Genomic DNA, 22,374 nt, shown 5'->3' with positions numbered 1-22,374 from the left:
CAGTGTTACTTTCCTGCTTATAATATAAGCATTGGGGGTGTGAGCATGAACGCTGACGATATGTGGGAACTGGGTAACCGCACAGAAAATGAGGTAGGGGCAGTCCTGTTCAACTACCTATCGCTGGCTATTAGTAAGGCTGACCACGCCACTAAAGATTTTCCCGCTGAAGATTACGGTTGGCACCGGTCAATGACCGTTCGGGCTCATTTGGGGCTCGGTCTAGATCAAGGCGGTTTGCCGGGTGGGTACATCGTCGGCGGCAATCGTAGCAGAATGGGGCAGCTCATTATCCTGAACCACGAGCAAAACGTTCGTATTCGTATCCTCAAGGAGCGCTGGGATTATCCGGGCGGTATCCCTATTGCCGGCTATAACCGGGCGCGGCGCGATTATTATGAGGTAAATAGCGAGACGCTCAACCGCCAGCTGGCCTTGCCTGTCGTTGATCCGCAGGCGAAGGATATGGAGATAACGAGCGATACTCTCAACCTCATTATGGGCTGGAATTTCAAGGATCCTGAGAATATGGATCAAGGATTTACGGCGCGGCTGGTGGCTCCGCTGGAAGCAGGAGAATACGGTAAGCCTGTCAAGTCCCTCTTTTCCATAGATATCCGTCCGGACACAAGTATTGCGTACAATGACTTAGTTTTCGCGCAGGGGGACAGTATTCCGAATTGGTTCAATCCCGTGGGCTGGGAGGAAGAGAACGAGGCAAGCGATGGAAGGGCCAGTCTTTTATAGCGAGCGTTTGGAGCTCCTCAAAGATCTTGAAGCTCTCACCCAAACTGAGCTTGCGGAAGCCTTGGGGGTGCGGCAGTCCTTTATTTCGCAGATCGTCAATCAAACTCGCCCGTTTCCGGACGGTCTTGCCGCGCGAGCCAGCAGCGTCTTCAAATACCCCCTCACTTTTTTCAGCGTGCCACCCACGGCATTCGATACCGCCGTGGCAACTTTCCGCAAAAAGAGTGCGGCGCCGGCGCGGGCAGAACGGCAGGTGGTCCAGAGCGTCCGCGAAGCCAGCAGGGCATGGAACTACACGTCGAAAGCTTCCGGATTCCGGGAATTTCCGGCTACTTTGAGGGCTAAACATTTCGCGACCCCGGAGGATGCGGCTTCTCACACGCGGAAAATATCGGGGCTGCCGGCAGATGCGCCTATCCGAAATATGACTCAATTCGCGGAAAACCTCGGCATCGGAGTTGTGCTCAACCTGATGGGTCCGCAGAAAACCCCGGGGCATCTGGGCGCAAGCATTCCAATGCGGGAGAATTCCCGCCCGCTCATTGCGTTGACCGGCCCAACGGAAGGCGGCCGAACTCGCCTCACCATTGCGCACGAATTGGGGCACCTCCTTTTCGACGCCGATCTGCGAGTGCCTATCAGGGGTACCCGTTCCCCGGAAGAAAACCGGGCCTTTGATTTTGCTGGCGCGCTCTTAGTTCCGGAAAAAGTGATGCGCGAGCGGATCGATGAGCACACAACCATGCGCGGATTCTTGGAGGTCAAAGCCGATTACGGGATAAGCGTGGCGGCGCTTATTGTGCGCGCCGAACGCCTCGCTATCATCAGCGCCGACCGCGCCCGCAGCCTGCATATCCAATTGTCCTCGCTCGGGTGGAAAAAATCGGAGCCGGTCCGCATCGAGGTGGAAAAGCCGTCGCTCTTCGGGCAAGCGGCCGCGCGAGTGTGGGGGAGTCGCTCCCTGGCGTTCAAAATGTCCCAAACTCTTGGGATCCCCGCGAAAGCTATCGATATGTGGCTCGGGGATTCGAGTACGGCAGAAGCGCAGGTGGAAAAGAGCGCGATGGATAACGTGGTGTCCCTCGACGAGCGAAGAAAATGGTAGGCCCCGTGGGATTCGAACCCACAACCCTTGGATTAAAAGTCCAGTGCTCTGACCGTTGGAGCTAGAGGCCCATGAAGTAGTGTAGCGCGCTTTGGCCCGCTGGTAAAAAATCGGGCGGAATCTGTGTGGAAAACCGCACTTGCGCGCTGTCGCTCATCCCGCAACTCCTTTACGTAATCGGCGGAAAACAGCTCAAAGCCGCACTAAGGCCCGCCCTGAGGTGCGACAATAGAAGGGTGAGCGAGCGCACTGGCGCGCCCCGAGCGAGTGGAGAAAAAATTATGGCTAGTAGTTTTCGCCGTCCGGCCCAGATGAAACCGGACCAGCTCGAGTCCATCGAAGGTGAAGCGGACGTCGCCTACCACAGCGAGCTCGCCCACACCGCGGCCCAGGCCCTCCTGCCCGGCGCCGGTTACCACACCGAGGACCCAGAGGTGCGCGCTCGCGTGCTGGACCTTGTCGCCACCGAAGGCATCGACGTCATCGCCGAAGCCTGGGCGCGCTCCCCGGAAAGCACCCTGCCTGGAATGCTGTGGCGCGGCTACTTGCTGCGCGAATGGTTGCGGCGTTTCCCGAACGACGCCGCCGCGCGGCTCACCGCCGCGCGGGAAAAACTCGGCTCCCAGGGAGCTGACGGCGCGGAGAAACTGGAGAAAACCCCCACTCTCGGGGAAGTGCAATCCAGTTGGGATGAGGTGTTCGCCGGTTCCTTCAGCGGGGACTTCGCGGAGGTGCTAGCCAGCTCGGCCCGCCTGTGTGACACTCTCGCCGAAGTGGATCCGCTTTGGATTCCCAGTGATGAGCACCCGCTGGCCACGCCGGTCACGCGCCGCGATGCGGCGCTGCTGGAAACGGCGCGGGAATTCCGCGCTGCCGGGGCTCGGGCGGTGCGCGGCACGCTTTCGTAGCGGTTTCGTAGCGGAGCGGGGCCGTTCCTGGAGGAGCGCCGGCCTGCTCGGAAATTCACGGTATCGGGGAGGATGCCCCTGGCGAAGGGGAGCTGCGCCGTCGTTCGTTTGCTTGGACGTAACTTTTCTGTCGTAGTCATCGACTACGGTTAAGAGGTAGCAGGAAAAAGGAGCCCTCCTATGAGTATCGTTGCCGGAACACCGCAGCCGGATCAGGCCGCGCTTTTTAACCAGCTCGCCCAAGAATGCTTCGCGGCGGATGGCGTCGCGCCGTTCAGTGAGCAAACGCTTCTGGATATTGCCGCGGGCGCGGAAAGTTCGCGGGTGTGGACTCTCGGGGATCCCGTGGTTGGGGTGGCTCATTCCGGGCGTACCGGGGATCTGGAATTGGCGGTGCGTCCGGAAGCCCGCGGCAAGGGCGCCGGTACGGAATTGCTGCGCACCGTTCTGGATGCGGGGGAAACCGCAGTATGGGCGCACGGGGATTTGCCGGCCGCCCAGGAACTCGCGGCATCATCCCAGCTCTACCCAGGGCGCACCCTCCTCGTGTTGGAGCGCCCGGTTACGGAAGAAAATCCTGCCCCGGCCCTGTGGACTCTGCCGGGAATCGTGCTGGCGCCGGTGGATCCGGCCGCGGATCTGGAGGATATTGCGCGTCTCAACGCGGAAGCTTTCGCGGATCTGCCCGATCAGGGCCAGCTCACCGCGGAGGATCTGCGCGAACGCATGGAAGCGCCCTGGTTCACTCCGGAACTTCTGGTAACCGCGCGCTGCCAAGGTGAACTCGTTGGCTTTGTGTGGCTCAAGCCGAATGTGCTCGGGGGTGCCACGGCTGGGCCCGGCGCGGCCAGCGAACCCGGTGCAGCCGAAGTGAACGCGGCCAGTGATCCCGGCGCAGCTAGCGAACCGAGCGAAGCGAATGTGTTGGAACTTTACGTGCTCGCGGTGGCCCCGGAACACCGCGGCAAGGGCATCGGGAAACTGCTGACGGCCTGGGCGCTTGTCACCACCGGCTCGCGGGGTTTCTCGCGCTGCATCCTCTATGTTGATGCCGCGAATTCCGCCGCGGTGCATGTCTACGGGAAGGCCGGTTTCACGCAGGCCGAACGGCATGTCCGCTATGAACTGCAACCCGAACCGGCCGTTTCGGCTACCCGCGCCCGCCTGGCGGCCCGGGAGGGCGCCAGTGCCGTGGAGCCCACCCCGCATGAAACTTTCCTCCAGGCGGTGCGGCTCGGTTCGCCGGTCTCCACCAAATCCCTCACGGATATGGCCAAGGAATCGCGCAAACTCGCCAAGCGTTCCGCGAAAGCACCGGAAGAATCCCAGCTTCCCGAAGGGCGCTTCGCGGATCGGGAACTCTCCTGGTTGGCTTTCAATGAGCGAGTGCTGGAACAGGCGGAAGATGAAACCCTACCGCTCCTGGAACGCGCGTGGTTCCTCTCTATTTTCTCCTCGAACCTCGATGAGTTCTTCATGGTGCGGGTGGCCGGCCTCAAGCGCCGTATTGATACCGGCATCGGAGTGGTGGCGGCATCCGGCCTCACCCCGCGCCAGGTGATGAAGGGTATCGCGGAACGCACCCATGAACTCACCGCGCGCCAAGCCAAGGTCTACTCGGAAGATATTAAGCCCAAACTGGAAGGCCAGGGCGTTTTTATCCGCCGCTGGAATGAGCTGGATGCCCAGGTGCAGCAGCGCTTCTCCAAGCTCTTCAAGGATGAGATTTTCCCCGTCCTCACCCCGCTTGCCGTGGATCCCTCCCATCCCTTCCCCTATATTTCAGGGCTTTCCCTCAACCTCGCCGTGGTCCTCAAGGACCGGCGTGGTTCCTCCGCCTTCGCGCGGGTGAAAGTGCCGGATCTGCTCCCGCGATTCCTCATGATCGGGGAAGACGGCACCGCCTACAGCCCGGAAAACGTTCCGGTGGAAGCCGGCAGCGATATTGAATTCCTGCCCCTGGAGGAACTCATCGGGCACCACCTGGGTGAACTCTTCCCCGGGATGGATGTGCAAAGCTACGCCACTTTCCGCGTCACCCGCAATGAAGACCTGGAAGTCGAAGAAGACGACGCAGAAAACCTGCTCACCGCCCTGGAACGCGAACTGCTTCGGCGGCGCTTCGGGCCGGTGGTGCGCCTGGAAGTAGATGAGGATATGGATGATGCCACCCTCAGCTTCCTTCAGAAGGAAATGAGCGTGAGCCCTTCGGATACCTACCGGCTGCCCGCGCCTCTTGACCTGCAATCCCTCGAGCAACTCCACGATCTGGACCGGCCCGGGCTCAAATACCCCAAGTATGTGCCCGTCACGCCCACCGGGCTCACGGATGCCGAATCAGCCAAACCGGCTGATTTCTTCGCGAAGCTGCGCGATCATGATGTGCTGCTCCACCACCCCTACGAATCCTTCTCCACCTCGGTGCAGCAATTCATCGCCCAGGCGGCTGCGGATCCGCAGGTCCTCGCCATCAAACAAACCCTCTACCGCACCTCGGGGGATTCCCCCATCGTGAACTCGCTTATCCGGGCGGCCCGGGCCGGCAAACAGGTCCTCGCCATCGTGGAAATCAAGGCGCGTTTCGATGAGCAGCGCAATATCGAATGGGCGCGCAAACTCGAGCGGGCCGGGGTACATGTGGTCTACGGAATGATCGGGCTGAAAACCCACTGCAAGCTCGCGCTGGTGGTCCGCCAAGAATCCGACGGCCTGCGCCGCTACTGCCACGTGGGCACCGGCAACTACAACCCGAAAACCGCCCGCGGCTATGAAGACCTGGGCCTGCTCACCTCCAACCGGGATGTGGGCCAGGATCTCACCCGGCTCTTTAACCAGCTCTCTGGCTACTCTCGGCAGGAACGCTTCCACCGGCTCCTCGTGGCGCCCACCGGCATCCGCTCCGGACTCATCGACCGGATCGAACGCGAAATTGAAAACAAGAACGCTGGCAAACCCGCCTGGGTGAAATTCAAAGTCAATTCCATCGTGGACGAAGCCACCATCGACGCCCTCTACCGGGCCAGCCAAGCCGGCGTGAAAGTCAGCATCCAGGTGCGCGGTATTTGCGCCCTACGCGCCGGCATCCCCGGGCTTTCCGATAACATCAAAGCTCGTTCCATCTTGGGTCGCTACCTCGAACACTCGCGTATCTACGCTTTTTGTAACGACGGCGACGCAGATGTCTTCATCGGCTCTGCCGATCTCATGCATCGCAACCTGGATCGGCGCATCGAAGCCCTCATCAAGATCACGGACCCGGATATGGTGGACCGCCTGGTGGAACTGGTGGATGTGGCCACCGCGGATACCACCAGCTCGTGGCACCTCGGTCCGGACGGGTGGGTGCGCCACAACCTCAGCCCCAAGGGCCGCCCGCTCGTCGATATCCAGGAGCTGCTCATGAAACAAGCACGCTCCCGCGTGGCAGGAGGGGACTAGGCAAACCGGGGCCAGCACATATCCGTACCAACTATGCCGAAGGGGGAGTGATGAGCAGCGTTCATGCTGCGGGCGCCGTTGTGTGGCGCAAAAAAGGTGGCGAATTCCAGGTGCTACTCGTACGCCGGGATAGCTACAAAGACTGGTCCTTCCCCAAGGGTAAATACAAGCCCGGCGAAGGCCCACGCATGGCAGCTGTGCGGGAAGTTTACGAAGAAACCGGTGAGCATATCGCCCTGCAGCGCCCCCTGCCCTCCATCGGTTACACCCTCTCCTCGGGTAAGAAAAAACGAGTTTTTTACTGGGTGGCCCGCCCGCTTACCCAGCGCTCGCGGCCGGTTGCCGCCCGTCCGGAATTCCCCACAGCACACCCCGGGGAAATCACCCGGTCGCGCTGGATGAACGCAGAAACCGCCCTCGAAAAACTCAGCTATAAAGACGAACGCAGCATGCTCAAACGCGTCCTGAAATATTGGGAACGCGGGGAACTCGCCACCCGTGCGGTGTTGCTAGTTCGCCACGCCCGCGCTCAAAAACGTTCGGCGTGGAACGGAAGTGAAAAAACCCGGCCCCTCACCCCGCACGGTGCCTCCCGGGCTCGCACCATCAGCTCGGTGTTCAGCGTCTACGGCGTGGACCGCCTCGTATCTTCCCCCTGGCAGCGCTGCACCGCCACCATCGCTCCCTACGCACAGGCTTCCGGAGTCTCTCTCACCTGCGTCGCTGCCCTCACCGAACACTCCCACGCGAAGAACCCCGCCGGAGTACGTAAAACTATCGAGGCGGTTCTGACCGATGCCGGAGCTCCCACGGCGGTCAGCTTGCATCGCCCCACCTTGGGTACCGTTATCGACGTCGTTAAAAAACACGGCGGCCACCACGTAAAAGAAAAGCTCCCCGACGACGACCCCTACCTCAAAACCGGAGAAATCCTCGTCGTCCACATGAAAGGCGACCACGCGGTGGATGTCGAACGCTTCCGCCCCGTCCACACTGAACCCTAGCGGCCCGTGCCCAACGGCCGCGTGCCTAGCGGCCGCATCCTGTGAGACATGCTACAAGCCCGTTAACCTTCTGTTTACCTCCGGTGTGGGCGACCGTAACCCTCGCTTCCTAGGCTCGAACCAGCGAGCGCCGAAACGGGCGTTCCTGAACACGCAAGGATTAAACAGTGAAGACCATGAAGATCTCGGCACTTGCTGGTGCCACCGCTCTTGCTCTGACCCTTTCCGCCTGTGGTGGGGACGCAACGACTTCTGCCACCACCGAAGCTGCCAAGGGTGACGCCACCACCCAGGCCGCGGACAGCGGCTCGAACCTCTCGGGCACCATCTCCGGCTCCGGTGCTTCCTCGCAGCAGAAGGCCCAGCAGGCCTGGCGCGATAACTTCACCATCGCGAACTCGGGCGTGACCGTGAACTACGAGCCCACCGGCTCCGGCACCGGCCGCCAGCAGTTCCTCTCCGGCCAGGTGCAGTACGCCGGCACGGACTCGGCCCTCAAGTCGGAAGAACTCGCCCAGGTTTCCAATACCTGCAAGACCGACGTTGCCGTGGAACTGCCCGTCTACATTTCCCCCATTGCGATCGCCGTGAACCTCGAAGGTGTCAAGGAGCTCAAGCTCGACGCTCCCACCATCGCGAAGATCTTCTCCGGCCAGATCGAAAAGTGGAACGACCCGGCCATTGCCGCCACCAACTCCGGCGTCAAGCTCCCGGACGAAACCATCATCCCGATCCACCGCGCGGAGAAGTCCGGCACCACCGGTAACTTCCAGTCCTACCTGGAAGAAGCCGCCCCCGAGGTCTGGACCTACGGCTCGGAAGAAACCTGGCCGATCCAGGGCGGTCAGTCCGCCGAATCCACCTCCGGTGTGGTTCAGCTGGCCCTCTCCACCCCGAACTCCATCATCTACGCCGACTACTCCCAGATCGAAACCCTCACCCCGGTGAAGGTCAAGGTTGGCGATGAGTTCATCGGCCCCGAACCGGAAGCCGCCGCCCGCGTGGTGGATGACTCCCCGGCCGCCGAAGGTGCCACGGACACCCTTCTCAACAAGGACCTCAAGCGTGACGGCTCCGTCAAGGGTGCCTACCCGGTCGTCATGCTCTCCTACCTCATCGGCTGCCAGGAATACAAGGATGCCTCCACCGGTGAACTGGTCAAGGCCTTCTTCACCTACGTCGTCTCCGAAGAAGGCCAGAAGGCCGCCTTCGCGGCCAACGGTGGTAACGCTCCGATCTCGGACACCCTGCGCAAGCAGGCCATGGCCGTCATCGATACCATCAAGTAAACCAGCGGTTAGACAACCGAATACCCCTATCTGAAAGTCGATATGACTGAACGAGATAACGCAGCCGGGGAGGTTCTTGAGCGTACCGCTCAGGAAACCTCCCCGGAGGTGGGTCAGACTGCAGTGCCGGCCCGCCCGACCAAACGCGCGCGTCGCCGCGTTGCAGACACTACCTTCAACGGTCTAGCCATCGGAGCTGGAGCATTCATCATCCTCATCCTGGGCGCCGTTTTCATCTTCCTGCTCCTCGAGTCATATCCGGCATTCATTGCCGGTAAGGAAGAAATCTCCGGGACAGCAGATTTCACGAAGGGCATGGGCTTCTGGCAGTACGCCGGGGCAGCGCTCTTCGGGACCGTGCTCTCCGCACTCCTGGCCCTGGCCCTTGCCGTACCCTTCGCGGTAGCGATTGCGCTGTTCATCTCGCATTTCGCGCACCGGCGTTTCGCCTCCGTCCTCGGCTACATTATTGACCTGCTCGCGGCCATCCCCTCCGTGGTCTTCGGCCTGTGGGGTATTCGCACCCTCGAACCGATTGTGCGCCCCGTTTTCGAATGGGTCTCCAATGTGCTCACCCCGCCGCTCCAGTGGTGGGTGGATCACGTTCCGTTCATGGGTGAAGAAGGCGGACTGGCCCAATTCGATTGGTGGCCCCTCCAGCCCAGCCTGGTGGCCTTCACGCCGCCGGCCCGAAACATCATGATGGGCGGCCTGGTGCTGGCCATTATGATCCTGCCGATTATCACCTCGCTGTGCCGCGAAGTATTCCTCCAGACCCCGAAGCTGCTGGAAGAAGCAGCCCTCGGCCTGGGCGCCACCCGCTGGGAAATGATCAAGATGACCGTGCTCCCGGTGGGCCGTTCCGGTATCGTCTCCGCGGCCATGCTGGGCCTGGGGCGCGCCCTGGGCGAAACGATGGCACTGCTCATGGTGCTCTCGGCCGGCCTGCAGGTGAACTTCAACCTCTTCTCCCCGGGGCAGCACTCCACCATCGCCTCGCAGATCGCCCTGAACTTCCCTGAAGCTCATCCCGGTCTGCAGCGCCAGGTCCTTATCGGTATCGGCCTCATGCTCTTTGCCCTGACCTTCGTGGTCAATTGGTTGGCGCGGCGCGTTCTGGCCCGGTACGCAGAATTCTCAGGAGCGAATGCCTAATGAGTACTGACGTAACACAGACCCCCGCCAGCCAGCCCGACGGCGGCGCGCACGCGCTGCCCGGTAGCGGCACGCTACCCGGCGGCAACGGCGGAAACGCCCGCGCCGGCAGCACGGACACCGTCACCGAAGGCACCCCGATCTTCGCCTCTGAATACGGCCGCCTGCCCAAGTTCTTCAACTGGGCCGTGCTCGTGGTGTGCATGCTGGCCTCCTGGCTGCTCTTCCACTTCGGCTTCAAAGCGGACTCGCTTTTCGGCGCGGTCCTGGTGGGCTTGCTCGTCTTCTTCCTCGTGATCCGGATCGTCGGATACGCGGTAGAAGGCCCGCGCCGCGGCGCCAACCGCATGGCCACCGTGCTTATCACCAGCGCTTTCGTGCTCGCGGTACTCCCGCTGCTCTCGCTGCTCTACACCGTGATCGTGGAAGCCCTCCCGATCCTCAGCTACTCGTTCCTCAATAACTCAACCCTCGGCATGTCCCTGCCCGGCGCTCAGCCTGGCCTCGGCCACGCCATCGTAGGTACGCTCATTATCACCGGCATCACGGCGCTCATCGCCATCCCGCTCGGTATTCTGACGGCCATCTACCTGGTGGAATACAACAGGGGTGGCTGGTTCGGGCGCTCGGTGACCTTCCTGGTCGATATTATGACGGGCATTCCCTCCATCGTGGCCGGCCTCTTCGCCGCCGCGATTGTCCCGGTGCTCGCCCCCGCGCTCGGGTTCCGCAATGGCATCATGGGCGCCGTCGCCCTTGTTGTTCTTATGACGCCGATCGTGGTTCGCAATACCGAAGAAATGCTGCGCATCGTCTCCAATGAATTGCGCGAAGCTTCCTACGCGCTCGGCGTGACGAAGTCCCGCACTATCATCAAGGTGGTGCTGCGGACCGCGCTGCCGGGTATCGTTTCCGGTTGCGTGATCGCCATCGCCCGCGTGATCGGCGAATCGGCCCCGCTGATGATTACCGCCTCCGTCTCGGATACGTTCAACTACTCCTTGTTCAACGGCCCGATGATGACGCTCCCGGTGTTCGTCTACTCGCAGTTCAAGGCCAATAACCTCGACCTGGCCTGGGGCGGCGCGCTCGTCTTGGTGTTTATCGTGCTGGTATTCAACTTGCTGGCGCGCTTGATTGCTCATATCTTCGCCCCGAAGGGCCGCTAACGCGGCAGCCGAAAGGAAAAACAGTGCCTCAGGGAATTAGTGTTCGTAACGAGAACATTTACTACGGTGATTTCCTCGCCGTGGAGAACGTCAATGTGGATATCAAACCGAATTCGGTGACCGCGCTCATCGGCCCGTCCGGGTGCGGCAAATCCACGTTCCTGCGTTCCCTCAACCGTATGCATGAAGTGATCGACGGTGCCTACGTGACCGGCGATGTCTTCATCGACGGCAATAATATTTACGGCCCCGGGGTGGACCCGGTGACCGTCCGCCAGCACGTGGGCATGGTCTTCCAGCGTGCGAACCCGTTCCCCACCATGTCGATTCGCGACAATGTGCTGGCGGGGATGCGGCTCAATTCGCAAAAGATCAAGAAGTCCGACGCGGAGGAAATCGTGGAGCGCTCGCTGCGCGGCTCCAACCTCTGGGAGGAAGTGAAGGATCGCCTCGATAAGCCGGGTTCCTCGCTTTCCGGCGGCCAGCAGCAGCGCCTGTGCATCGCCCGCGCTATCGCGGTCAAGCCCGAGGTGCTCCTCATGGACGAGCCGTGTTCGGCCCTCGACCCGATCTCCACCCTCGCGATTGAGGACCTCATGAACAGCCTCAAAGAGGAATACACGATCGTGATCGTGACGCACAATATGCAACAGGCGGCGCGCGTTTCCGAAATGACCGGCTTCTTCAATATCGCCGGCACCGGCAAGCCCGGCCACCTCGTGGAGTTCGATCAGACGGAGAAGATTTTCTCCAACCCGACCCACAAGGAAACCGAAGATTACGTCTCCGGGCGCTTCGGCTAAACCGGTTAACAGCTCCGCTGTTTACCTTGCGAACTGTGCCGCGCGGGAACCATCTCGCGCGGCACAGTTGTGTTGTGGATGCTATATGAGTACGACGACGCCGCACCGGCCCGCCGCCGCATTTCGAAGCAGCGTGCGGGTAGCGGGTAATCGGCTTAGATAAGAACCAGGCGCAGCAGCCAGGTGGCCACCGCTGCCAGGGCGCCGGCCGCCGGGATCGTGAGGATCCAGGCGGTGGCAATATTGCCGGCCACGGACCAGCGCACCGCCGAACGCCGCTTCGTGGCCCCGACCCCCATGATCGCGCAGGTGATGGTATGCGTTGTCGAAATCGGGGCGGCCCACACAAACGCCGTCGTATAAAGAACACTCGCGGCCACGCTTTCCGCAACGAAACCGCGGGCCGGATCCAAATCAATAATCTTTGAGCCGAGCGTTTTCATAATGCGGAAGCCACCGGTCGCGGTTCCCAAAGAAATCGCGGCGGCCGCGGCCAGTTTCACCCAGGTGGGGATGCCGTCTTCAAGATTGTGGAAACCGCCGGCGGTGAGGGCCAGCACGATCACACCCATGGTTTTCTGGGCGTCCTGGAGGCCGTGCCCGAGGGCCACCATCGCGGCGGAAACCGTCTGAGCGTAGCGGAAACGGTGCATGGTGGTGTGGTAGGGCGCCTCGGTGAGCAGGCGCAATACCACTTTCATAATGAGGTAGGCGAGCAGGAAACCAACCGCGGGGGAAACAACCATCGGCACCACCACGCGGTCGAAAATAACCGCCCAGTGCACGGTGGCCAGCGAAGCGATACCCGCCCCGGCCAGCCCGCCGATCAGCGCGTGCGAAGAAGACGAGGGCAGCCCGCGCCACCAGGTAATAAGATTCCAGCCAATCGCGCCGGCCAGCCCGCCGAGCACCAGGGTGAGGCCGGTTATTTTTTCCAGCTCGGTAATATCAACAATGCCCGAGCCGATTGTTTCGGCCACTTTCGTGCCGAGCATCGCGCCGAGGAAGTTCATGACGGCCGCCATCGCGAGGGCCACCCCGGGGGTTAACGCGCGGGTGGCTACCGAGGTGGCGATGGCATTTGCGGCGTCGTGAAAACCGTTAGTGAAGTCAAAAATGAGGCTAATGACGACGACGGTGCCCACCAAAAAGAGCAACTCGGACAAAATCAGGACTCCTTGAGGGCAATGCGCTCGACCACGGCGGCGAGCGTCTCGAAAGCATCGACGGTGTCCTCGAGGGTGTCCACAACCAGTTTGACCCGCAGCAATTCAATGGCGTCGGTGGCGTTTTCAAAAAGCGCGGCGAGGGTGGAACGGTAGAGGGAATCGCCCTTGTTTTCCAGCTGGTTAATTTCCACCCAGTATTCGCGGGTATCCGGGGAGGTGGGGTTGAAATGTGCGAGGATATCCGAGGAAAGCCGAGCGCAGCTCTTGAGAATATCCACCACCGTGGGCACGCTATCGGGGAGGGTGAGGGGGCGCATAAAGGCCACGTTTTCCCCGACCTCGTCCATGAGGTCCACACAATTATCAACCGCGGTGGTCAGGGCATAAAGATCCTCCCTGTCGAAAGGGAGGACAAAAGACCTATTTACCACTTTGAGGAGCGCGTGATTTGACTCATCTGCATTGTTTTCGATGGTATGCAACTGCTGCTGCAACTCCGCGCGCTCATGAACCGGTGCGGTCATCAGCTGCGCGAGGCCCGCGGCGGCGATAGGAAGATGCGCCGCCTGGGCGCCAATTAGGTCGAAAACCCGCGTGGAACGCGAGAATTTAGAGAATAACCCCACGTGAATTCCTCGTTTCGGGGACATGAACAATCGATGAACGACTCTCCTCAAGGATAGTTCATTACGGGGCGAAACGTGTATGACAGCGCGGTGAGATCGGGCAAGCGCGCGGCGGCGCGGCGCGGGCGGTGAGGCGTGCGCGGCGGCGGTGATGGCGCGCACGCAGCGGTAGAAAAGTGGCGGGAAAGTGACGAGTGGCGGGAAAATGGTGCCGGACCTGAGAGCGCCTGACGGCGCGAATGCCGCTCGTAGCGGCGCTAGTTGGAGCCCGGGGCTTTCAAGGTCCGGCACCGTGGCTTCAGAATAACAAGAGCGCGGCCAATCGGAAACTTTTCGTCGCGCTTTCGGGCCAAGCGTGAAAAATGAAGACTTTTTTGCTTCGACGTGGGAAAATAGCACTAGCTATGGGCTGCGGCGGCCGCGGGCCGCGCGGTGCCCGGAACTTTGGGCGGTGCTCGAAACTTTGGGTGATGCCCGGCCGGGGCGGGTAACCTGAGCATATGGTCTTTGCAATCCCTGAAAATCTCAGCCCGGAAACCTATCCGATGGCCTGGCTCGTTGATACCTGGCGCGGCGCCGGCCTCCTCGAATACGAGGGCGTGGACGCGGCCGGTTACCTCCACGAATTGCGCATCGATAATGATGACCACGGCCCCTACCTGCGTTTGCGTTCGGCAACCTGGCTTTCCCAGGAGCCGGCCGGGGCGGTGGATCGCGAGGTACCCGGCGGGCGGATGTACGCGGCCCTCACCAAAGGCCAGCTCTGGTCGAGTTTCGAGGGCTACCTGCGTGTTTCCCCGAATAACCTCCAGGGCACGGAGGGCCGTTTCATGCTGGAAGGCATGATCGCCACCTCCGCCGGGCACGCCATGACCTGGGCCGGTTTTATTAAGGGCCCGCAATTCCAGATCGTCGCGGACGCCATCGCCGCCACTCCGACCGCCGCGAGCTACACCGGCGGCCAAATCATGGGCGGCTACGTGGAATCCGAGCTCTTCTACGCCTACGATATGGCGGCTTTCGGGGTGGATATGCGCAGCTACATGGCCGGCCGCCTCCAGCGTCTGAGCGATTGCCCGGAAGCGGAGCCGAAGCCCACAACGCCCGAAGCTCAGCCAGAATCGTGATACCCAGCCCGCTGCTGCGCTGGCCCGGCGCGGTTCCCGGGGAGGGGGAAGCGGCCGGGGTGGCTGCCTTCTACACCAATCCCTATGTGGAACAGCGCGAGCTGGAAGCCGGGCGCGGCTTCGTGGATCTCTCGCATTGGCGGGTGCTGCGCGGCGAGCACGGCGCACCTCACGCGCGCGAAGTGCTGGAATGCGACGCCGCGGGCCGGATTCTCAGTGCCCTACTACGCTGCCCGGGCAGCGGCGCGGATATTTTCTTGAGCCCGCCGGGCGGGCCTGATTGTGGTATGTGCCCGGCCAACTACATCGCTATAGGTACGACGACGCAAGGAGCCGCGCGCCTCCGTGCGGCCATGCAGGGCCAGGCGGGGCTATCCGCCATTTCCTGGGAAGACTGGTGGCCGGGCAGCGATAGGGTGATCCTCCTGGTCGAGGATATTGAGGTGCTGGCCCGGGCCGGGCAGGCCGCCGGCATGAGTCCGGTAGGTTTATTCGCCTGGACCGCCTACCGGGTCGCCGCGCGCCGCCCGGATCCCTTCCGGGCGGCGCGCGCCCGGGCACGCCTTGCCGATATATACGGACCTGCGGTTGTGACTCATGGTGGGATCGTGGAGAGGGGCGAAATCTCGACCGAATGCGGTGCTGCTGGGACTGCCAGCGAACGTCGGGGAGCTGAGAGGAGCCTAGCCTGCCTGTATTTGGAGGGTCCGGACGAAGCTGATCTGCCCGAGGCTGGCACGCCGGTACTTGCGGAGCGATCCGACGAGGCGGTTGTTGGCTTTGTGACCTCCACGGTGCGGCATTGGGAAGAGGGCCCCCTTGCCCTCGCCTTGATCAGGGAACCAACGGCGCTGGGGGCGGTGCGGGTAGCGGAATTCCGCTGCGGCGTCGAACCTATTCCTTTACCTGCGCACGTGCCCGTGGCGGTGACCATTCGTGAAAGCGGCGAAAAAAGTGTCGTAGGCCGTGATTAGAATGAGGGCGAGCACCACGCTTAGCACGAGGACGGAGAATCATGAACCTAACAACCTTGCGGCTCGTCACGGATATCTGCAACGGGATATTTTTTGTGATTCAGCTGGCGATTCTCGCGTTTATGGTGTGGGCGCTGGTGGCCTGCCTGCGCCGGCCGGATGCGGATTTTCGCTATGCCCGCAAAGATAAAAAGTTCTGGAGCGGGGTGCTGCTCGGCTGCGCCCTGGTCACCGGGATCGTGCTTTTCACGCCCATTCGCCTACCTTTCCAGCCTTTCCTCATGCTCGGGGCGGCCTACGGGGCGCTCTACTACTTGGGTCCCGAAGAACAGCGGATGGGGCCGCGGCGCGGTTCGCGCGGGCGCGGGGGCGGGTCCTGGTAAAGGTTGGTAGGCGCAGGGCCTAGCTGCGTCGTCGTACTAATAACACCACGAAGGAGGAAGAATGCGAGCAGTTATTCAGCGCGTCAAGCGCGCGTCCGTCACGGTGGACGGCGCCGTGATTTCGCAGATCGGCACTGGGCTGTGCGTGCTCCTGGGCGTGACTCACGGGGATGGCGCGGCGGAAGTGGAAAAAGTCGCGCGGAAAATCGCGCAGCTGAAAGTGCTGCGCGCCGCGGACGGCACCGATGATCCGAATAGTCGGCGCAGCGCGGAAGAAGCGCAGGCGCCCGTGCTGCTCGTTTCGCAATTCACCCTGTACGCGGATGTGCGCAAGGGCCGCAAGCCCTCGTGGTCCAAGGCCGCGCCCGGGGAAGTTGCCGATCCGCTCTACGAAGCGGTCGTGCGCGAATTACGGGAGAAGTACGGGCTGGAGGTTGCTACCGGGCAGTTCGGGGCGATGATGGATGTGGAACTCGTCAATGATGGCCCCTTCACCCTCCTCGTTGAGGTGGAATCAGCGGGCGCCTAAAGTGGCGCGTTAGCCCGCCGCGGCGCGCCGCTGGTGCTCGCGGTCCGTGCGCCTCCGCAGCGCCCGCGGCACCCCGCTAACGTGGGCCCAAAGGCCCGGCGATAGTGAAATAAGCTCAGAAATCTTATCGATAACAGCACTTTCCGCGCGAATTCGGCTTTTTCCCTCAGCAAAATGTGAGCCACACACTCATGCCACTGGCGAACAGGGGACGGCTCCTGGGCTGAGGGCCGTTACTCTTTTAGAAGATTGCAAGTGCAAGGAGAGTTATGTTCGAAAGGTTCACCGACCGCGCTCGGCGGGTCATCGTGCTCGCGCAGGAAGAAGCACGGAACCTCAAGCACAACTACCTGGGGACCGAACATATCTTGCTCGGCCTCATTCGCGAGGGCGAAGGGGTGGCCGCGAAGGCGTTGGAAGCCCTGGGGGTGACGCTTGAGTCCGTGCGGACGCAGGTCATCGACATTATCGGCGAAGGCCAGGAGCCGCCCTCGGGTCATATTCCCTTCACGCCGCGCGCCAAGAAGGTTATTGAGTTCGCGATGCGCGAGGGGCTGCAAATGGGCCACTCCTATATCGGGACCGAACATCTCCTCCTCGGGCTCACCCGTGAAGCGGACGGCGTGGCCGCCCAGGTCCTCGTCAAGCTCGGCGCGGATATGCCCACCGTGCGCAACCAGGTCAGCCAGCTCATTTCCGGTTTCCAAGGGAAGGAAGCCGTGGGGGTGGGCGGCGGCCCGCGCGAAGGCACGAAGGCCGGTTCCACGGTCCTCGATCAGTACGGGCGTAACCTCACCGCCGCCGCGCGTGACCACAAGCTTGATCCCGTGATCGGCCGGCATACCGAAACCGAGCGGGTCATGCAGGTGCTCTCGCGGCGCACCAAGAACAACCCGGTGCTGATTGGTGAACCCGGCGTGGGTAAAACCGCGGTGGTGGAAGGCCTGGCCCAGTCCATCGCCGCCGGTAACGTTCCGGAAACCCTCAAGGATAAGCAGCTGTATTCCCTCGATATGGGTTCCCTGGTGGCCGGCTCGCGCTACCGCGGTGACTTCGAGGAACGCATGAAGAAAATCCTCAAGGAAGTCAATACCCGCGGGGACATCATTCTTTTCATCGACGAAATCCACACCCTGGTGGGCGCGGGCGCCGCGGAAGGCGCCCTGGATGCTGCCTCGCTGCTCAAGCCGATGCTGGCCCGCGGGGAACTCCAGGTCATCGGGGCAACCACCCTCGATGAGTACCGTAAGTACATTGAAAAGGATGCCGCGCTGGAACGGCGTTTCCAGCCCATCCAGGTGGAGCAGCCCACTGTGGAACAAACGATTGATATTTTGCGTGGCTTGCGGGACCGGTACGAGTCCTACCATCGCGTGACTATTACCGACGACGCACTGGAGGCAGCCGCCACCCTGGCGGATCGGTATATTAACGACCGCTTCCTTCCCGATAAGGCCATTGACCTCATCGACGAAGCGGGGGCGCGCCTGGCTATCCGCAAGATGACCGCACCGCCGGAACTGCGCGAACTGGACGATAAGATCGCCTCCACGCGCCGCGCCAAGGAAGCAGCCATTGACGCCCAGGACTTCGAAAAGGCCGCCGGCCTGCGTGACGAAGAGCAAAAGCTCGGCGAAGAACGCGATGCCCGCGAGCAAGCCTGGAAGGACGGGGATATGGACGTCGTTTCGGTGGTGGATGAAGATCTCATCACTGAAGTGCTCTCCATGTCCACCGGCATCCCGGTCTTCAAGCTCACCGAAGCAGAATCCGCGAAGCTGCTGCGCATGGAAGATGAGCTGCATAAGCGGGTGATCGGCCAGCATGAAGCCGTAACCGCGCTTTCCCAGGCGATTCGCCGTACCCGCGCGGGCCTGAAAGACCCCAACCGCCCGGGTGGTTCCTTCATTTTCGCCGGGCCTACCGGTGTGGGTAAAACCGAGCTCGCCAAGGCGCTCGCGGAATTCCTGTTCGGGGATGAATCCGCGCTCATCACCTTGGATATGTCCGAGTATTCGGAAAAGCACACCGTTTCGCGGCTCTTCGGTGCCCCTCCGGGATACGTGGGTTATGAAGAAGGCGGCCAGCTCACCGAGAAGGTGCGGCGCAAGCCCTTCTCCGTGGTGTTGTTCGACGAAATTGAGAAGGCCCACGCGGACCTCTTCAATTCCCTCCTCCAGATCCTGGAAGAAGGGCGCCTCACGGACGCGCAAGGCCGGGTGGTGGACTTCAAGAACACCATCATCATCATGACCACTAATTTGGGTACGAAGGATATCGCGAAGGGCGTGCAGACCGGTTTCCAGTTCGACGCCGATACCACTTCCTCCTACGAGCGCATGAAGGTCAAGGTGGCGGAAGAACTCAAGAACAACTTCCGGCCCGAATTCCTCAACCGCGTGGATGACATTATCGTCTTCCCGCAGTTGGGCCGCCCGGAGATTTTGCAGATTGTGGATCTTATGATCGGCAAGCTGGATAAGCGCTTGCGGGACCAGAACCTGTCCATCGCCCTGACGAAGGATGCGAAGGAACTGCTGGCTGACCGCGGTTATGATCCGGTGCTCGGGGCTCGCCCGCTGCGCCGCGCCATCCAGCGCGATGTGGAAGATGTGCTTTCCGAGAAGCTGCTTTACGGCGAATTCTCCAAGGGGGACATCATCGTGGTGGATGTGGATAAGGACAATATTCCGATGTCTTTCACTTTCACCGGCCAGTCGCCTGACCAGCCGCTACCGGACGGCGTGATCGAAGCGCACGAACCGGCCCAGATGGAAGGTCTGGCTTCCGGGGTGAATACCCGGCCCAGCGGTGGGCCGGTCGCCGGAGCTGGTGCGCCGACTTCCGGAGGCGGCCTGGCCGCGGCGAACTAGGGCCGGGGCTAAGCGGCCGGCTAGGGCCGCGGGCTAGGAATAGCTGATATCGAGAGCTCGAAGCTAACCGATAAGGTGGGCTTCGAGCTCTCGCGTTATCACCGGGGAGGTTTCGGATCGGGTGGTGAGGAGCTCCGGCACCGTGCGGCTCTGCCCGGCAATGCTGTACCGAGCCTCCCACTCCACGACCAGCGTGGCACTCACTTCCTCATTGGCCTGGCGGTAGATAACTTCCGTGAAGGGCTGGCGGGCCGGGACGGTCTGTGCTGAGTGAGCGGGGAGCGAGCCTCTGGACGTGGCGTTCCCAGCGTTCCTTGTAGTTGTGCTCCCCGTGCCACCGGTGATTTCTGCATCCGGCACCTCCCACGTGGCCCGCACGGGAACCAGATCAATAACCACCTCCGTACCGAGCAAAGTCACCGTGTGCCGCTGTGCCGGCGCGGAATAATGCAGACGGACCGGGTAGTTGATCGCCACCCAACCGCGCGCCGGTTCCATCCACGCCTCAGCATTCGCCGCCGCAATCCGGATACTCTCAGTGTGAATGATCGTCTCCAGCTGCGCGGCGGTCGGAGCATCACCGGTTTGCGGGTCAGTCGGGGGAGTGCCGTTCGCCAGTATCCAACTGAGAATCCCGGCCGCCCCGCGCACATGCCCCGGCAGGGAAGTATCCCGAACCGCGGCAATCAGCGCGCGCCGAGACCACGGCAGCCCGTAGGGCCCGGTGGCCGTACCGGCACCTGAGCCACGTGCTGTAGCGGCGCCGCTTTCCAACCCGGAGCCGGAATATCCAGAATTCGCGCCGGTGCCGCCGCCCGCGCTTGAGCTATCCGTGCCACCCGAGCCGGATGGCGTACCGCCCGCCCCAGCGGGCGCACGCCGGGTGTAACTACCCTGAGCTTCCACTGTCACTCCACCGGCATCGGTGCGGGCGGTATAGATCCGTTCCTCACCATCCTCATATTCACGGGCGAGGGCCGGAGCGCTCACCGTGCACGAACCAAGAAATACCACCGCGGCCATGCCTATGATCAGTCCCCTCAGGAACCAGCGCGGCTTAAACCTGGGGCTGGTATAGCTTCTCATCACACGCCTCCGTCCAAAATGTCATCGTTCATGCCCACCGCATCCACGATCCAGTTATCACCCGAGCGGAAAATTCGCATGGTCACGAAGAATTCTTCGGCGCGATCTGTCTTTTCGGCGCCCTTGCGGTTCACCACCGGATTAGGCGGATGGGAGACGGAGAACTGCACGGTATAGGCGGCTATCGGATCATTCCAGCGCCCCCGCGCATCACTAAAACTAAAAACGGTTGCCTGCCGGGGCCGGAAATCCGTTTCTTCACGTTTCGCGATCTGGTGTTGGCACCAATCGCATTGCTCCCCGGCGAGCGGGGTGAGAGGCGTGATATCGCCGGTGATCGTGGCGTAATCGAGGAGGGTGAAAAGATACTGCCCGGCCGCGATGGCTCCCTCCACAGAATCTTCGGCCATCTGAGCGGGCGGGGCAGGAACCGGAATCTGCACCGGCCAGGTGGGTGGAGCGGATGGGGACCCTGCGGGCGCGGAAGAGTCAGAGCTGGTGACAGTGGAACCGGAACTGGCGACAGACGAAGCGGAGCTAGCGGCCGGCGGGCTGGAAGCACCGCCAGGCGAGAGCGCTGGGGGAGGCGCACCTGCCCCAGCTCCACATGCGCTGAGAAGGAAACAGAGGATGGCAAGAATTCCGGCGCGGCGCCCGGTCATAAGTACGTTCATGGCGCCACGTTAACAGCCGCGTCGCCCCCGCCCAGCGTTTATCCACAGGCAGGCCCGCATCGGCGCGTCATCCACAGCTTTCCGCCACGCACACCGCAACACCTACGCAAGCCACGCCTGAACGGCTCTCCGGCTAGGCTCACCTGCGTAGCGTTGCCACTTACGCGCCAGCAGCCTCCGTCACCACAACCCGCGCTTCGAGCTCTCGGCTAGCGCCCGGCTCCAGCAGCATTTCGCGGCCTTCGGCCCGGTTGAAGGCATTGGGGAGTGCCTGGCACGGCTCCATAGCTACTGCCTGCCCGGCATCGCGCGCCAGCCCGGAGCCAGCAAAAATATGGAAATTCTTCGACGGCCAGTCACCCAGCCGCGCCCACAGAGCCACCTCGCGGTTTCCGGTGCGCAGGCGCGCCACATTCCAGCCAGCCCCGGCGTCACTACTTGCGTTCGCACTGCCGGTCGAACCGACCACATCACCGCCAGCCCCGGCCGCACCTGCGTCCGGGCCGGCGCTATCGGCAAGCCGCGCGTAGGCCCAATCCGTGGCCGGGTCAATGGGGGAGTCCGCGAGCGGCTCGCACGGCGCGAAAGCGCCGGCGCCGTCGTACGGAATAAGCGCGGCATCGGTGTCGATACGCGCGCCGCAGTCCAGGCTCAGGCGCGCATCCCCCAGCGGGCCGGCGAGCCGGAAATACGGATGCCAGCCAAGTGCCACCGGCGCGGCGGCCTCGCTGAGGTTCTCGGCACGCAGACGCACGTGCAAGGAACCATCCTCCCCAATGCTGTAAACAATGTTTACGGCGAGGTCGAAGGGGTAAACACTGTTCGCATCCACGCGGGTGGCGAACTCAAGAACGCCGTCGCCCGCGCGAATAACCTCGAATTCCCGGGTAGTGACCAGGCCGTGCAGTCCCGGTTCCGTATCGGGAAGCGGCTCCGGCACACTGTGAACGCCGTTTACTGGAACCTCGGCGTGGAGGCGAGCACGCACGGCGGCGTCGTCGCCGTGATAGAGCGCGGCGGGGTAGCGCCCCGCGCGGATGCGATTGGACCACGGCACCAGCACGGCGCTGCGGAAACCGTTGAGTTCGCGCAGCTCAGCGGGGTTGCGGTAGCCGTCGATAACCTCGGTATCGCCCAGGCGATAGCTGAGCAGGATGGCGCCGCGGGTGGCCGCGCGCAGCGTAACGGTCCGGCCCGCGCACTCGCGTTCAGTGGTGACGATCATGGTCCTTCTTCCTTGTACTACCGGGTACGACGACGCCGCAGCTGCGGGCGCCTCCTTTAGCTTCCCACGTTCTCCAGGGTACGCGCCAAG

The 22,374-nt window shown here is 62.3% G+C and carries 19 protein-coding genes and 1 tRNA gene; 14 read left to right on the top strand and 6 right to left on the bottom strand.

The window, feature by feature from the left end; translation table 11 throughout:
• Positions 1 to 39: 39 nt before the first annotated feature.
• Both CYJ17_RS01350 and CYJ17_RS01345 read left to right on the top strand, forming a co-directional pair.
• Positions 40 to 747: a hypothetical protein gene (locus tag CYJ17_RS01350; RefSeq protein ID WP_159454959.1), complete on the top strand. Its 708-nt coding sequence runs from the start codon at positions 40 to 42 to the stop codon at positions 745 to 747.
• Positions 748 to 754: 7 nt separating this feature from the next.
• Positions 755 to 1,852, top strand: a complete 1,098-nt coding sequence (locus CYJ17_RS01345) for an XRE family transcriptional regulator (RefSeq protein WP_284881051.1) — start codon at positions 755 to 757, stop codon at positions 1,850 to 1,852.
• Here the strand turns inward: CYJ17_RS01345 and CYJ17_RS01340 are convergent.
• Positions 1,847 to 1,923 (bottom strand) — tRNA-Lys (locus tag CYJ17_RS01340). The two genes, CYJ17_RS01345 and CYJ17_RS01340, sit on opposite strands and share 6 nt — an antisense overlap.
• A 210-nt stretch (positions 1,924 to 2,133) precedes the next feature.
• Between CYJ17_RS01340 and CYJ17_RS01335 the strand changes: the two genes are divergently transcribed.
• The 7 genes from CYJ17_RS01335 to pstB all read left to right on the top strand — a co-directional run bounded on the left by CYJ17_RS01335 (position 2,134) and on the right by pstB (position 11,618).
• Complete coding sequence (locus CYJ17_RS01335) at positions 2,134 to 2,760, top strand: hypothetical protein (RefSeq protein ID WP_087069757.1); 627 nt, start codon at positions 2,134 to 2,136, stop codon at positions 2,758 to 2,760.
• A gap of 180 nt (positions 2,761 to 2,940) precedes the next feature.
• A complete protein-coding gene (locus CYJ17_RS01330) occupies positions 2,941 to 6,198 on the top strand; it encodes an RNA degradosome polyphosphate kinase (protein ID WP_101595465.1) in 3,258 nt (1,085 codons plus the stop codon).
• A 50-nt stretch (positions 6,199 to 6,248) separates the two neighbouring features.
• Positions 6,249 to 7,202 (top strand): NUDIX hydrolase, encoded by a 954-nt coding sequence (locus CYJ17_RS01325; RefSeq protein WP_087069755.1) that lies wholly within the window; start codon positions 6,249 to 6,251, stop codon positions 7,200 to 7,202.
• Between the two features lie 176 nt (positions 7,203 to 7,378).
• Positions 7,379 to 8,491 (top strand): phosphate ABC transporter substrate-binding protein PstS, encoded by a 1,113-nt coding sequence (gene pstS, locus CYJ17_RS01320; RefSeq protein ID WP_035276844.1) that lies wholly within the window; start codon positions 7,379 to 7,381, stop codon positions 8,489 to 8,491.
• A 42-nt stretch (positions 8,492 to 8,533) separates the two neighbouring features.
• Entirely contained in the window at positions 8,534 to 9,646 is a 1,113-nt protein-coding gene (gene pstC, locus CYJ17_RS01315; RefSeq protein WP_180948672.1) for a phosphate ABC transporter permease subunit PstC, read from the top strand.
• Complete coding sequence (gene pstA, locus CYJ17_RS01310) at positions 9,646 to 10,815, top strand: phosphate ABC transporter permease PstA (protein WP_087069754.1); 1,170 nt, start codon at positions 9,646 to 9,648, stop codon at positions 10,813 to 10,815. The genes pstC and pstA overlap by 1 nt, the downstream gene beginning before the upstream one ends.
• 23 nt (positions 10,816 to 10,838) lie before the next feature.
• A complete protein-coding gene (pstB, locus tag CYJ17_RS01305; RefSeq protein ID WP_026428731.1) occupies positions 10,839 to 11,618 on the top strand; it encodes a phosphate ABC transporter ATP-binding protein PstB in 780 nt (259 codons plus the stop codon).
• Positions 11,619 to 11,773: 155 nt separating this feature from the next.
• Here pstB and CYJ17_RS01300 read toward each other — a convergent pair whose 3' ends face one another.
• Positions 11,774 to 12,784 (bottom strand): inorganic phosphate transporter, encoded by a 1,011-nt coding sequence (locus tag CYJ17_RS01300; RefSeq protein ID WP_026428732.1) that lies wholly within the window; start codon positions 12,782 to 12,784, stop codon positions 11,774 to 11,776.
• Between the two features lie 2 nt (positions 12,785 to 12,786).
• Complete coding sequence (locus tag CYJ17_RS01295; RefSeq protein WP_026428733.1) at positions 12,787 to 13,413, bottom strand: DUF47 domain-containing protein; 627 nt, start codon at positions 13,411 to 13,413, stop codon at positions 12,787 to 12,789.
• 500 nt (positions 13,414 to 13,913) lie between these two features.
• On the opposite strand from CYJ17_RS01295, the gene CYJ17_RS01290 reads away from it, so the two are divergent.
• The 5 genes from CYJ17_RS01290 to CYJ17_RS01270 all read left to right on the top strand — a co-directional run bounded on the left by CYJ17_RS01290 (position 13,914) and on the right by CYJ17_RS01270 (position 19,299).
• On the top strand, positions 13,914 to 14,540 hold the full coding sequence (locus CYJ17_RS01290) for an FABP family protein (protein WP_101595462.1): 627 nt from the start codon (positions 13,914 to 13,916) through the stop codon (positions 14,538 to 14,540).
• A complete protein-coding gene (locus CYJ17_RS01285; RefSeq protein WP_087069752.1) occupies positions 14,537 to 15,514 on the top strand; it encodes a hypothetical protein in 978 nt (325 codons plus the stop codon). The genes CYJ17_RS01290 and CYJ17_RS01285 overlap by 4 nt, the downstream gene beginning before the upstream one ends.
• A 41-nt stretch (positions 15,515 to 15,555) precedes the next feature.
• Positions 15,556 to 15,897 (top strand): DUF2516 family protein, encoded by a 342-nt coding sequence (locus CYJ17_RS01280; protein ID WP_051278341.1) that lies wholly within the window; start codon positions 15,556 to 15,558, stop codon positions 15,895 to 15,897.
• A 61-nt stretch (positions 15,898 to 15,958) separates the two neighbouring features.
• Positions 15,959 to 16,426 (top strand): D-aminoacyl-tRNA deacylase, encoded by a 468-nt coding sequence (gene dtd / locus CYJ17_RS01275; RefSeq protein ID WP_026428735.1) that lies wholly within the window; start codon positions 15,959 to 15,961, stop codon positions 16,424 to 16,426.
• 269 nt (positions 16,427 to 16,695) lie between these two features.
• The gene (locus tag CYJ17_RS01270) at positions 16,696 to 19,299 is read left to right on the top strand and encodes an ATP-dependent Clp protease ATP-binding subunit (protein ID WP_087069751.1); all 2,604 of its coding nucleotides are present in this window, start codon (positions 16,696 to 16,698) and stop codon (positions 19,297 to 19,299) included.
• A gap of 63 nt (positions 19,300 to 19,362) precedes the next feature.
• On the opposite strand, the gene CYJ17_RS01265 is transcribed toward CYJ17_RS01270, so the two are convergent.
• From CYJ17_RS01265 to CYJ17_RS01255, 3 genes are all read right to left on the bottom strand, one after another.
• The gene (locus CYJ17_RS01265; protein WP_087069750.1) at positions 19,363 to 20,322 is read right to left on the bottom strand and encodes a hypothetical protein; all 960 of its coding nucleotides are present in this window, start codon (positions 20,320 to 20,322) and stop codon (positions 19,363 to 19,365) included.
• Between the two features lie 62 nt (positions 20,323 to 20,384).
• The gene (locus CYJ17_RS09615) at positions 20,385 to 21,047 is read right to left on the bottom strand and encodes a DUF6318 family protein (RefSeq protein ID WP_268760146.1); all 663 of its coding nucleotides are present in this window, start codon (positions 21,045 to 21,047) and stop codon (positions 20,385 to 20,387) included.
• Between the two features lie 172 nt (positions 21,048 to 21,219).
• Positions 21,220 to 22,284 carry an aldose 1-epimerase gene (locus CYJ17_RS01255; protein WP_087069748.1) on the bottom strand — a complete coding sequence of 355 codons (1,065 nt, stop codon included), beginning with the start codon at positions 22,282 to 22,284 and terminating at the stop codon, positions 21,220 to 21,222.
• Positions 22,285 to 22,374: the final 90 nt, after the last annotated feature.

This window comes from Actinotignum timonense, assembly GCF_002860685.3.
Lineage (GTDB): Bacteria > Actinomycetota > Actinomycetes > Actinomycetales > Actinomycetaceae > Actinotignum > Actinotignum timonense.
The sequence above is the reverse complement of the archived record's forward strand: the minus strand, read 5'-3'. Positions and strand labels throughout refer to the sequence as shown.

Coding starts and splice junctions, on each gene's coding strand:
- CYJ17_RS01265 (WP_087069750.1), bottom strand. CDS start 20,322: ATGGCCGCGGTGGTATTTCTTGGTTCGTGCACGGTGAGCGCTCCGGCC.
- CYJ17_RS01335 (WP_087069757.1), top strand. CDS start 2,134: ATGGCTAGTAGTTTTCGCCGTCCGGCCCAGATGAAACCGGACCAGCTC.
- CYJ17_RS01270 (WP_087069751.1), top strand. CDS start 16,696: ATGTTCGAAAGGTTCACCGACCGCGCTCGGCGGGTCATCGTGCTCGCG.
- pstS (WP_035276844.1), top strand. CDS start 7,379: ATGAAGATCTCGGCACTTGCTGGTGCCACCGCTCTTGCTCTGACCCTT.
- CYJ17_RS01255 (WP_087069748.1), bottom strand. CDS start 22,284: ATGATCGTCACCACTGAACGCGAGTGCGCGGGCCGGACCGTTACGCTG.
- CYJ17_RS01290 (WP_101595462.1), top strand. CDS start 13,914: ATGGTCTTTGCAATCCCTGAAAATCTCAGCCCGGAAACCTATCCGATG.
- CYJ17_RS01330 (WP_101595465.1), top strand. CDS start 2,941: ATGAGTATCGTTGCCGGAACACCGCAGCCGGATCAGGCCGCGCTTTTT.
- pstC (WP_180948672.1), top strand. CDS start 8,534: ATGACTGAACGAGATAACGCAGCCGGGGAGGTTCTTGAGCGTACCGCT.
- CYJ17_RS01325 (WP_087069755.1), top strand. CDS start 6,249: ATGAGCAGCGTTCATGCTGCGGGCGCCGTTGTGTGGCGCAAAAAAGGT.
- CYJ17_RS09615 (WP_268760146.1), bottom strand. CDS start 21,047: ATGACCGGGCGCCGCGCCGGAATTCTTGCCATCCTCTGTTTCCTTCTC.
- pstA (WP_087069754.1), top strand. CDS start 9,646: ATGAGTACTGACGTAACACAGACCCCCGCCAGCCAGCCCGACGGCGGC.
- dtd (WP_026428735.1), top strand. CDS start 15,959: ATGCGAGCAGTTATTCAGCGCGTCAAGCGCGCGTCCGTCACGGTGGAC.
- CYJ17_RS01280 (WP_051278341.1), top strand. CDS start 15,556: ATGAACCTAACAACCTTGCGGCTCGTCACGGATATCTGCAACGGGATA.